Here is an 11885-nt window from a genome sequence, read left to right as displayed (position 1 = left end):
TAACCCGCTATTTCTCGAGAAGCTCGAAGAAAGGTGAGCGTAAACATGATGAAGCAATTCCAGCTGAACTCGTATTTGTTCGGCGGCAATGCTCCGTACGTTGAAGAAATGTACGAGCAATACCTAGATAATCCGGCGTCGGTCCCCGATAACTGGCGCGAATACTTCGATGCGTTGCAAAACGTGCCTGCCTCGGACGGCAGCGCGGCGAGCGACGTGGCCCACGGCCCCATCGTCGAATCGTTCGCCCAACGCGCGAAGGCCAATGCCTTCGTTCCGCGCGAAGCCGGCGAAAATCTTGCCACCGCGCGAAAGCAAGTCCACGTTCAGTCTCTGATCAGCGCTTACCGGTTCCTCGGCTCGCAATGGGCGAATCTGGATCCGCTCAAGCGCCGTGAGCGTCCCGCCATTCCCGAGCTCGAACCTGCGTTCTACGACTTCACCGAAGCCGACATGGACCAGACGTTCAGCGCGAGCAACCTTTATTTCGGGTTCGAACAAGCGTCGCTGCGCGACATCGTCAAGGGGCTGCGCGACACGTATTGCGGCACGATCGGCGCCGAGTTCATGTATATCAGCGATCCCGAGCAAAAGCGCTGGTGGCAGGAGCGGCTCGAGTCGATCCGCGCCACGCCGAGCTTCTCGGCCGACAAGAAGAAGCACATCCTCAATCGCCTGACGGCCGGGGAAGGGCTCGAACGCTATCTGCACACGAAATACGTCGGTCAGAAGCGCTTCTCGCTCGAAGGCGGTGAAAGCTTCATCGCCTCGATGGACGAAGTCGTTCGCCACGCGGGCGCCCAAGGCGTGCAGGAAATCGTGATCGGCATGGCCCACCGCGGTCGCCTGAACGTGCTCGTCAATACGCTCGGCAAGATGCCGTCGGACCTGTTCGCCGAATTCGAAGGCAAGCACGTCGACGACCTGCCGGCCGGCGACGTCAAGTACCACAAGGGCTTCTCGTCGGACGTCGCGACCGAAGGCGGTCCGGTGCATCTGTCGCTCGCGTTCAACCCGTCGCACCTCGAAATCGTGAATCCCGTCGTCGAGGGTTCGGCGAAGGCGCGGATGGATCGCCGCGGCGACGACTCGGGCTTGCAAGTGCTGCCCGTGCAGATTCACGGCGATGCCGCATTCGCCGGCCAGGGCGTCGTGATGGAAACGCTGAACCTCGCGCAAACGCGCGGTTACGGCACGCACGGCACGCTGCACATCGTCATCAACAATCAGATCGGCTTCACCACGTCCGATCCGCGCGATGCACGCTCGACGCTCTACTGCTCGGACGTCGTCAAGATGATCGAAGCGCCCGTGCTGCACGTGAACGGCGACGACCCCGAAGCCGTCGTGCTCGCCACGCAAATCGCGATCGACTACCGGATGCAGTTCCATCAAGACGTCGTGCTCGACATCGTCTGCTTCCGTAAGCTCGGCCACAACGAGCAGGACACGCCGGCCGTCACGCAACCGCTGATGTACAAGAAGATCGCGCAGCACCCGGGTACCCGCGCGCTCTACGCGGAAAAGCTTGTGCAGCAGAGCATCATCACGGCGGAAGACGGGGAAAATTACGTCAAGGCGTTCCGCCAGGCCATGGACGAAGGCCACCATACGATCGATCCCGTGCTCTCGAACTACAAGAGCAAGTATGCCGTCGATTGGGTGCCGTTCCTGAACCGCAAGTGGACCGACGCGGCCGACACGGCCGTGCCGCTCGCCGAACTCAAGCGTCTGTCCGAGCGCCTCACGACGGTTCCGGCGAACTTCAAGGTGCACCCGCTCGTCGAGCGCGTCGTCAACGACCGCCGTGCGATGGGCCGCGGCGAAGCCCCGCTCGATTGGGGGATGGGCGAGCATCTGGCCTACGCGTCGCTCGTCGCCTCGGGTTACGCCGTGCGTCTGACGGGCCAGGATTCGGGCCGCGGTACGTTCACGCACCGGCACGCGGTGTTGCACGATCAAAACCGTGAACGCTGGAACGACGGCACGTATATCCCGTTGCAAAACGTCGCTGATGGCCAAGCCAAGTTCACGGTCATCGATTCGGTGCTGTCCGAAGAAGCCGTGCTCGGCTTCGAATACGGCTACTCGACGGCCGAGCCCAATACGCTCGTCGCCTGGGAAGCGCAGTTCGGCGATTTCGCGAACGGCGCGCAAGTCGTGATCGATCAGTTCATCTCGTCGGGCGAAGTGAAGTGGGGCCGCGTTTCCGGTCTGACGATGCTGCTGCCGCACGGTTACGAGGGTCAAGGCCCCGAGCACTCGTCGGCGCGTATCGAGCGCTACTTGCAACTGTGCGCGGAGCACAACATGCAAGTCGTGCAGCCCACGACGCCCGCGCAGATCTTCCACTTGCTGCGTCGCCAGATGATCCGCTTGTTCCGCAAGCCGCTCATCGTCGCTACGCCGAAGTCGCTGCTGCGCCACAAGGAAGCGGTGTCGGATCTGTCTGAACTCGCGAACGGCTCGTTCCAGCCGGTGCTCGGCGAAGTGGACGGCGCGATCGATGCGAAGAAGGTCAAGCGTGTGGTCGCCTGCTCGGGCCGGGTGTACTACGACCTCGTCGCACACCGCCGCGAAGCGAAGGTGAACGACGTCGCGATCGTCCGTATCGAGCAGCTCTATCCGTTCGCGCACAAGCAGTTCGAAGCGGAGATGAAGAAGTACGACAACGCGACGGAAGTGGTGTGGGTGCAGGACGAGCCGCAAAACCAAGGGCCGTGGTTCTACATCGAGCACCATTTGAAGGAAGGCATGAAGGAAGGGCAGAAGCTGGCATACAGCGGACGTCCGGCTTCGGCCTCGCCCGCGGTCGGCTACTACGCGAAGCACTACGAGCAACAGAAGGCGCTGATCGAAGGCGCATTCGGCCGGCTCAAGAGCGCGCAGATCGCTAAATAACTAGATTGAGGGCGAACCGGGAAAGCGTAAGTGCGCTTTCCCGCGTCGTCTCAAGCGCGCAATGAGCGCGCATCGCGACGCGACGAGGCCTGGTTCGCCTCCCACACCAGATAAAAGAGTTCAGGAAAGATCAAATGGCTATTGTTGAGGTCAAGGTTCCGCAGTTTTCGGAGTCGGTTTCGGAAGGCACGATGCTTCAGTGGAAGAAGAAGCCCGGTGAAGCGGTGACGCGCGACGAAACCCTCGTCGAGATCGAGACGGATAAGGTGGTGCTCGAAGTGCCGGCACCGGATTCGGGCGTGCTGGCCGAACTTCTCGTCAACGACGGCGACGTGGTTGCGTCCGAGCAACTGCTCGCGAAGATCGACACGGAAGGCAAGGCAGGCGCCGCCGCCCCGGCGGCCGCTGCCGCTCCCGCCGCAGCGCCTGCTGCGGCTGCAGTGCCCGCCGCGGCAAGCACCGCTGCCGCAGGCGTGGCCTCGCCCGCCGCCGGCAAGCTGATGGCCGAGAAGAACCTCGCTGCCGATCAAGTGCAAGGCACGGGTCGCGATGGCCGCATCACGAAGGGCGACGTGCTCTCCGCCGGCGCGCCCGCTGCGCGCGCTCCGGTTGCCGCGCCCGCCGCGAAGCCGGCCAGGCCGTCGCTGCCGGACGTCAAGGCACCCGCATCGGCGGACGCATGGCTGCAAAACCGCCCGGAGCAGCGCGTGCCGATGTCGCGTCTGCGCGCTCGTATTGCCGAGCGTCTGCTCGAATCGCAGCAAACGAACGCCATCCTCACGACGTTCAACGAAGTGAACATGGCGCCCGTCATGGACCTGCGCAACAAGTACAAGGACAAGTTCGAGAAGGAGCACGGCGTCAAGCTCGGCTTCATGTCGTTCTTCGTCAAGGCCGCCGTGCACGCGCTGAAGAAATTCCCGCTCGTGAACGCATCGATCGACGGTAACGACATCGTCTACCACGGCTACTTCGACATCGGTATCGCCGTCGGGTCGCCGCGCGGCCTCGTGGTGCCGATCCTGCGCAACGCCGATCAATTGTCGCTCGCCGACATCGAGAAGAAGATCGCCGAGTTCGGCCAAAAGGCGAAGGACGGCAAGCTGTCGATCGAGGAAATGACGGGTGGTACGTTCTCGATTTCGAACGGCGGCGTGTTCGGCTCGATGCTGTCGACGCCGATCATCAACCCCCCGCAATCGGCCATCCTCGGCGTGCACGCGACGAAGGAACGCGCCGTCGTCGAGAACGGCCAGATCGTCATCCGCCCGATGAACTATCTCGCGCTCTCGTACGATCACCGGATCATCGACGGTCGCGAAGCCGTCCTCTCGCTCGTCGCGATGAAGGATGCGCTCGAAGATCCGGCCCGCCTGCTGCTCGACCTGTAATGTGCGCGCCCGCGTTTCGCGCGGGCGTTTCAATCGCAATGACCGAAACCGCAGCGGCCCGCGTGCTAGATCGCGCGCCGCTGCGCCAGTAAAAGGATCGTCATGTCCCAAGAATTTGACGTCGTCGTGATCGGCGCGGGCCCGGGCGGCTACGTTGCCGCGATCCGTGCCGCACAGCTCGGCAAGAGCGTCGCCTGTATCGAAAAATGGAAGAACCCGGCCGGCGCGCTCAAGCTCGGCGGCACCTGCTTGAATGTCGGCTGCATTCCGTCGAAGGCGTTGCTCGCCTCGTCGGAAGAGTTCGAAAACGCATCGCACCATCTCGAAGCGCATGGCATCAGCGTTGGCGACGTGAAGATGGACGTCACGAAGATGATGGCGCGCAAGGACGGCATCGTCGAGAAGATGACGGGCGGCATCGAGTACCTGTTCAAGAAGAACAAGATCACCTGGCTCAAAGGCCACGGCAAGTTCGTCGGCAAGAACGACGGCGGCGTACAGATCGAAGTCAGCGGCGAAGGCGAAACCGCAGTCGTCACGGCCAAGAACGTCATCATCGCGACAGGCTCGAAAGCGCGCCACTTGCCGAACGTGCCGGTCGACAACAAGATCGTCGCCGACAACGAAGGCGCGCTCGCGTTCGAAGTCACGCCGAAGAAGCTCGCCGTCATCGGCGCGGGTGTGATCGGCCTCGAACTCGGTTCCGTATGGCGCCGCCTGGGCGCCGACGTCACGGTGCTCGAAGCGTTGCCCCAGTTCCTCGGCGCAGCCGACGAAGCGCTCGCCAAGGAAGCGGCGAAGCTTTTCAAGAAGCAAGGGCTCGACATTCACCTCGGCGTGAGCATCGGTGAAGTGAAGACGTCGAAGAGCGGCGTGACGATCGCCTACACGGACAAGGACGGCAACGCACAAACGCTCGAAGCCGATCGCTTGATCGTGTCGGTCGGCCGCGTGCCGAATACCGACAACCTCGGCCTCGAATCGATCGGGCTGAAGGCGAACGAGCGCGGCTTCATCGACGTCGACGACCACTGCCGCACGAGCGTGCCGAACGTTTACGCGATCGGCGATGTCGTGCGTGGGCCGATGCTCGCGCATAAGGCCGAAGACGAAGCCGTGCTCGTGGCCGAAGTCATCGACGGCCAAAAGCCGCATATCGACTACAACTGCATTCCGTGGGTCATCTACACGGAACCCGAAATCGCATGGGTCGGCAAGACGGAGCAGCAATTGAAGGCCGAAGGCCGCGAGATCAAGAAAGGGCAGTTCCCGTTCTCGATCAACGGCCGTGCGCTCGGCATCGCGAAGCCGGATGGCTTCGTCAAGATGATCGCCGATGCGAAGACGGACGAATTGCTCGGCGTGCACATCATTGCGGCCAACGCGTCGGATTTGATCGCCGAAGCCGTCGTCGCGATGGAGTTCAAGGCTGCGTCGGAAGACATCGGCCGCATCTGCCATCCGCACCCGTCGTTGTCGGAAGTGATGCGCGAAGCGGCGCTCGACGTCGACAAACGCTCGCTCAATAAGTAACGCGCTTGCGCCTGGCCTCAGCCGGCGCGCAAGACGCCACGGCAAAGGCGGGCGGGGTACACCCCTCCCGCCTTTGTCTTTTTGTATTTGCACGATGAACGTCATCGAATACTACGAGCGCGAGCTCGAGACGCGGGGATATGCGGCCGATGCGGCCCAGCGCATGGCCGTCGACCGCCTGCAGCAATGCTACGAAGCGTGGGTCGCCTACAAGGCGCGCCGCTCGACGGCGTTGCGCAAGCTGATCCTTCATCCGCAGTTGCCGCGCGGCGTCTATATGTGGGGCGGCGTGGGGCGCGGCAAGAGCTTCCTGATGGACAGCTTCTATGCCGTCGCGCCGGTGCAGCGCAAGACGCGCATCCATTTCCACGAATTCATGCGTGAAGTGCACCGCGTGCTCGACGAACTGAAGGGGCAGGCCGACCCGCTCGACGAACTTGCGCGGCGTATCGCGAAGCGCTACCGGCTGATTTGCTTCGACGAATTTCACGTCTCCGATATCGCCGACGCGATGATTCTTTATCGCCTGCTCGATCGGCTCTTTACGAACGGTGTGCAGTTCGTGATGACGTCCAACTACGATCCCGACACGCTGTATCCGGACGGCCTACATCGGGATCGCCTGCTGCCGGCGATCGAACTCATCAAGTCGCAACTCGACGTGCTGAACGTCGATGCCGGTATCGACTACCGGCAGCGCACGCTTGCGCAGGTCAGCGTCTACCACACGCCGCTCGGCGCACAGGCCGATCGCGCGCTGCGCGCGGCATTCGCCCAATTGGCGGCCGTGCCCGACGAAAGCCCGATCCTCCACATCGAGAAGCGCGAGATCAAGGCATTGCGGCGTGCCGATGGCGTCGTCTGGTTCGACTTCGCCACGCTATGCGGCGGCCCGCGTTCGCAAAACGACTACCTCGAACTCGCGACCCGCTTTCATACGGTGATCCTGTCGGACGTGCCGCAAATGTCGCCGCGCATGGCGTCCGAGGCGCGCCGTTTCACATGGCTCGTCGACGTGTTCTACGATCATAAGGTCAAGCTCTTGATGTCCGCGGCAGTCAGCGCCGAGGCGCTCTATGTCGAAGGGCCGATGGCGAACGAGTTCAGCCGGACCGTCTCGCGCATCGTCGAAATGCAGTCGAAGGAATACCTCGAGACGCCGCGCAGGATGGTCGACGCCACGTTGACGTAGCGGCGTCGCGCCACGCGATGCATTTTCGGAGTATTCCGATAGTCATCGCGCGGCTCGGGGCATATCGTGCTTTCTCCTTTTATCGAGAAGGAGGCGCCTATGACCCCTTATAGCGACATGACAGACGAACAATGGCAGCGGGTCGTGCCGCTCTTGCCGGAACTCTGCGCTCTCCGGCGGGTTCGCGGCCGCCCCGTGACCGATACACGCTCGGTGCTCAACGGCGTGCTCTGGGTGATCTACAGCAACGCCGCTTGGGCCTCGATGCCCAAGCGCTACCCGGCCTACCAAACGTGCCATCGGCGCTTCATGGCGTGGTACACGACAGGCATATTCAAGCAGGTGCTCGCGCGCTTGTACGGCGAGGCTGGTGTCGCGCTTTGCGAGACAATCAAAGCACGCGTGCGCGCGAGGAGTCCGGCCAAGCCGCATGCGTCACCGTCGCCGGCATTCGTCACCGTCGATGTGCCGAAACTTGCTTACCTCGCTTCGCTGCGTCGCGCAGCTTAGAGAAATCAGCACGGCTGGCACACGTCATATCCGCTAGATCCTGCTGCGCGCGCGACGGCGTTGCGCGGGCCACCGATGCGTTGTCGGCTTGAGCATTGGCGCGTCCGGTCGGTGTTCCCGGCCCAGCGCATCGTGTTAGTTCTTCGCTTGCGCCGCTGCGTCCTGCCGAAGCCACGTTTGCGAACGGCCGAGCAGCGAAAAGCCGATGTAGCCGCGTACGATGAGTTTCTGTCCGCCGTCCTCGAGGTGCATGTTGCACTTGTAGACCTTGCCGTTCTCGGGGTCGAGGATGTTGCCGCCGTCCCACTTGTCGCCATCGTGCTTCATGCTTTTGATGATCGTCATGCCGAGGACCGGTTTGTCCTTGCGCTCGTCGGTGCAGGCCGTGCACAGCTTGCCCGGCTTGTCGTGCGGGTCGAGCCCCTTGATGACTTTGCCGCTTAACGTACCGTCGTCGTTTTGCGCGATCTGCACGAGTGCTTTCGGTTGATGCGTATTGTCGTCGATCGTCTGCCATACACCCACCGGCGAGTCGGTGCCTTGTGCGAACGCCGTGCCGGCGGCCGTCAGCAGTGCGCCCGCCACCGCCGCGCATTTGACGGCGCTCCATATCTTCGTCTTGGCGTGATGCGAGAAGTGCGTCATGTTTTCCTCCTGTTGGTCAATCGTCTGTCGTTCGAAATGCGCGGTGGCGAAACGGGTCGGTCGCGTCTTCTATTGATCGGCGCAGGATACGCGCGAAACGCGCCACTCACTTAATAGTGGTACCTCTAATCGGCCAGGTGGGTGACGAGGGCACTCGCCTCGGACGCCTGACCAAGGCGGGACACGGCACACGATCTCGGAATCCGCCGCGAGATCTTGTGCGAAAAACCGAAGTACCAGATATTCGATGAGGAGCCCGAAACGCGAGAAAGTGAGGGATAATGGCGCGCTTGAGTCAAGCTGTCTCAAAAGTAGAACTAATATCGCAGGAAACGACAATGAGCCACTATTCGCGTATGCGGGGGACCGCGCTTGCAGCGCTTATCGCAATCGGGGGATTGGGTATCAATGGTTGTGCCACGGCGCAGTCCGCTGCGGACGGCGCCGCAAACGTTGCACCGGCGGTTACGGTTGCTTCGGCGCCTGCCGCCCCTGTCGTAGCCGCCGTGCCGCCCGCCTCGACGCAACTGTCGACGCCGGTTACGGCACCGGACCAGGCGCCGGCAGCAGACGAAGCGACGGATGGCCAAGGCGATGTTGCCGAATTACAACGGCTGATGCACGGCACCGAACTCTCGGAGTTGCGCACCGCATACAACGGCACCTACGGCGCGAGCTTGCTGCTGCATGGGAAGGACATGACGTACTACGTCGTGCTCTTTCAGCAGAAGAATTTCTGGCGCGTGATCAAGACGACGAACGAAGACTACGCGGAAGCCGTCTACGGCGATTTCGTGCGTCGGAGCGCGCAGTTGGCGGACGTCGAGATCAACCGTACGATCCTCGCGGCCCAGAAGGTCTATACGGACGAGCTGATCGCCAAGGCGCAAGCGCGCGCCGATCGCCTGCAAGCGGATTTAGACGTCGCGCATAAGCAGCAGGCGCTGGCGGTAAGCCGCCAGAAGCAGGCGCGCGAGGAAGCCGCGGCGTTGCAGACACAAAAGCTCGCCGCTCAGGAGCAGTTGAACTCGGTGCAGCAACAGATTCATCTGTTGCAGCGTGAGACGGACCAGGGCTTGCCGGGTTCGCACGCGCATACGCATCAGCGTCGTCGCAAACATTGATGCCGCCGGGGCATCCGAAGCGCGCACCGCGCCGACGATGCCTCGCGATCGAGTGCCTTTGCGCATCTGCAAGAATCGCGTGCGACCAAGCATCCAAGAAGGCGTGATTGCGTCGTTGCGGCCGGTGTGGCGAGCAACGGCGCTCGCGCGTTTACTCGTCGTCGTTATGCTCCGGCCCGCTCGTATCGGTAGGCGAGCTGTTCTGCAGCGTGCTGAACGGGCGGCGCCGGCGCGTCACGACAACCGGGCCGTCCGACGAGGAACGATGCTCGGGCGCCGAAGACGCGCCGTAATTCTCACGCGGCTCACGCGGTTCGCGCGGCTCACGTCCCTCGCGCGATTCGCGCGGGCCCGACCCTTCGCGCGAACCATGCCGCTCGCCATATCCGCCCGTGCGCGGGCCGCGCGGGCCAGGGCGCGTGCCTGTGTCGAGCTGGATCGTCGAGATGGCGCGCTTGTAAATCCCTTGCAGCCCGACAGGCGTGCGCAGCATAACGAGATATTGATCGAACGATTCGATGCAGCCCGTCAGGCGGATGCCGTTAACGAGATAGATCTCGACACGCTTGCGCTCTTTGCGAGCGGCGTTCATGAAGTCGTTCTGCGGATGCGATTCGGACGGATTCGGCATTGCTAGGACAGCAGCGTGGGCTGCTCCACGGTTGGTTGGCGGCTGCGCGACTTCGTTACGCGCACGATTTGGCGGGATTTTACCCCGGGTGCGCGAAGCGCGTAACGATTTGGCTGAGATCGACTGCCCGCAAACGTCGCGAAGTCGTTTTTCGACGATGTTCTGCATTGTCTCGGCGCGCGATATATCCCACCGGCGCCGGAATGTCCGCTTCGCGGCGTAAAAGTTGTATGCGGTGGGCACGTTTCCCTGATGCCCGCCGCGCTGTCTATCATGAATGAGGAAAAATCGAACGGCATCGCGTCAATCGCGCGCCGTGAAGCCGGTCTCACCTCATGCGGACGGCAACCGAATGACGAACGTGCGCCCCCCGAACTTGTCCGATGCCCGCTTTTCGCAGGCGTTGCGTGAACTGACTTCGATCGTCGGAGCACCGAACGTGCAGACGTCGGCTGATCGCTTGAGCGATTACGCCGATCCTTTCACGCCTCAGCCGATGGCGCGCGCTTTTGCCGCTTCCGCGGTCGTACTGCCCGGATCTGCCGACGAAATCCGCGAAGTGCTGGCGATCGCGCGCGCCTACCGGCTGCCGCTGTGGCCCGTTTCGACGGGCCGGAACTTCGCCTACGGTGGCGGGGCACCGCGCTTGACGGGCTCGGTCGTGCTCGATTTGCGGCGCATGAATCGGATCTTGGAAGTCGACGAGACCTTGGCGTACGCACTCGTGGAACCAGGCGTGACCTATTTCGACCTTTATTCGTACTTGCGCGGCCGCGACTCGCATCTATGGATCGACCCGGCCGCGGCGGGGTGGGGCAGTGTGATCGGCAACACGCTCGAGCGCGGGTTCGGCTACACGGCCTACGGCGATCACGCGGCGCACCAGTGCGGTATGGAGGTCATGCTCGCGAGCGGAGAGCTCGTGCGCACGGGCATGGGTGCGATCGAGATCGGGCGCGCCTGGCAGCTCTATAAGGCCGGGTTCGGGCCGTCCTACGACACGATGTTCATGCAATCGAATTTCGGCATCGTGACGAAGATGGGCCTATGGCTGATGCCGCGGCCTGACGCCTATCTGATTGCGCACGTAAAGCTGCCGCGCGAAGGGGATTTGGACGCGGCCGTCGAAACGCTCAGGCCGCTCAAGCTCGATGAAACAATTCGTAATCACGCCGTTATCGAAGGCGCGATACGCCATGCGGCCGGCGTATCGGCACGCAGCGATTGGTACGACGGCGCGGGGCCGCTGCCCGACTCCGTCGTCGACGAGATCGTCGCGCGGCTCGATATCGGGCGCTGGAACGTGCACTTCGCCATTTATGGCGAACCCAATCTCGTCGAGGCGCGCTTTGCCATTGCCCGGCGCGCGTTTGCCCGGTTGCCCGGCGCGAGAATCGAAGCGAATCGCTATGGGCCCCATACCGAGCCGGCGGGGGGCGGCGAAGGCAATATGGCCGGCATTCCCGCAATGAGCGCGTTTCGCATGCTCGACTGGCGCGGCGGGACTGGGGCACACGTCGATTTCTCCCCTATCTGTCCGTTCAAAGGGGGCGATGCAATGCGCCAATACTCGGTCGCGAAGGCGCGTCTTGCCGAATACGGCTTCGATTATTACGGCGGCTTCACGGCCGGCGAGCGACATCTGCATCACATCGTCGCCACGATCTTCGATCGCACCGACCCCAAGCAAACGGATGCGGCGGCCGATTTGCAGCGCGTCTTGATGAGCGATGCGCGTTCGGAGGGTTACGGTGTGTACCGCACGCATCTGGCGACGATGGATTTCGCTGCTTCGCAATACGACTTCAACGACGGTGTGCTACTGCGGATGTCCGAGACGATCAAAGACGCGCTCGATCCCGACGGCATTCTCGCACCGGGCAAATCGGGTGTTTGGCCGCGTGTCTGGCGCGGCAGGCGCGGCGATATTTGAGGACGCTAGGACACTATTCGAGGAC

General features: G+C 62.7%; 9 protein-coding genes. 7 read left to right on the top strand and 2 right to left on the bottom strand.

Features of this window, described 5'->3' with window-relative positions; all coding sequences use genetic code 11:
- Positions 1–45 precede the first annotated feature (45 nt).
- From J3485_RS11590 to J3485_RS11570, 5 genes are all read left to right on the top strand, one after another.
- Entirely contained in the window at positions 46–2901 is a 2856-nt protein-coding gene (locus J3485_RS11590) for a 2-oxoglutarate dehydrogenase E1 component (protein WP_206952600.1), read from the top strand.
- A 134-nt stretch (positions 2902–3035) separates the two neighbouring features.
- Positions 3036–4292, top strand: a complete 1257-nt coding sequence (gene odhB, locus J3485_RS11585; RefSeq protein ID WP_206952599.1) for a 2-oxoglutarate dehydrogenase complex dihydrolipoyllysine-residue succinyltransferase — start codon at positions 3036–3038, stop codon at positions 4290–4292.
- Between the two features lie 102 nt (positions 4293–4394).
- Positions 4395–5825 (top strand): dihydrolipoyl dehydrogenase, encoded by a 1431-nt coding sequence (lpdA, locus tag J3485_RS11580; RefSeq protein ID WP_206952598.1) that lies wholly within the window; start codon positions 4395–4397, stop codon positions 5823–5825.
- 94 nt (positions 5826–5919) lie between these two features.
- A complete protein-coding gene (gene zapE / locus J3485_RS11575) occupies positions 5920–7017 on the top strand; it encodes a cell division protein ZapE (RefSeq protein WP_206952597.1) in 1098 nt (365 codons plus the stop codon).
- Between the two features lie 99 nt (positions 7018–7116).
- Positions 7117–7527 (top strand): transposase, encoded by a 411-nt coding sequence (locus tag J3485_RS11570; protein ID WP_206952596.1) that lies wholly within the window; start codon positions 7117–7119, stop codon positions 7525–7527.
- 135 nt (positions 7528–7662) lie between these two features.
- Here J3485_RS11570 and J3485_RS11565 read toward each other — a convergent pair whose 3' ends face one another.
- Positions 7663–8172: a DUF2147 domain-containing protein gene (locus J3485_RS11565; RefSeq protein ID WP_206952595.1), complete on the bottom strand. Its 510-nt coding sequence runs from the start codon at positions 8170–8172 to the stop codon at positions 7663–7665.
- Between the two features lie 338 nt (positions 8173–8510).
- On the opposite strand from J3485_RS11565, the gene J3485_RS11560 reads away from it, so the two are divergent.
- Complete coding sequence (locus tag J3485_RS11560; RefSeq protein WP_206952594.1) at positions 8511–9296, top strand: DUF2968 domain-containing protein; 786 nt, start codon at positions 8511–8513, stop codon at positions 9294–9296.
- A 151-nt stretch (positions 9297–9447) separates the two neighbouring features.
- Here the strand turns inward: J3485_RS11560 and hfq are convergent, their stop codons facing one another.
- On the bottom strand, positions 9448–9927 hold the full coding sequence (gene hfq / locus J3485_RS11555; protein WP_206952593.1) for an RNA chaperone Hfq: 480 nt from the start codon (positions 9925–9927) through the stop codon (positions 9448–9450).
- A 352-nt stretch (positions 9928–10279) separates the two neighbouring features.
- Here hfq and J3485_RS11550 point away from each other — a divergent pair, with 352 nt between their 5' ends.
- On the top strand, positions 10280–11860 hold the full coding sequence (locus J3485_RS11550) for an FAD-binding oxidoreductase (RefSeq protein WP_206952592.1): 1581 nt from the start codon (positions 10280–10282) through the stop codon (positions 11858–11860).
- Positions 11861–11885: the final 25 nt, after the last annotated feature.

Origin of the sequence: Trinickia acidisoli, from assembly GCF_017315725.1 — a bacterium.
GTDB classification, from domain to species: domain Bacteria; phylum Pseudomonadota; class Gammaproteobacteria; order Burkholderiales; family Burkholderiaceae; genus Trinickia; species Trinickia acidisoli.
The sequence above is the reverse complement of the archived record's forward strand: the minus strand, read 5'-3'. Positions and strand labels throughout refer to the sequence as shown.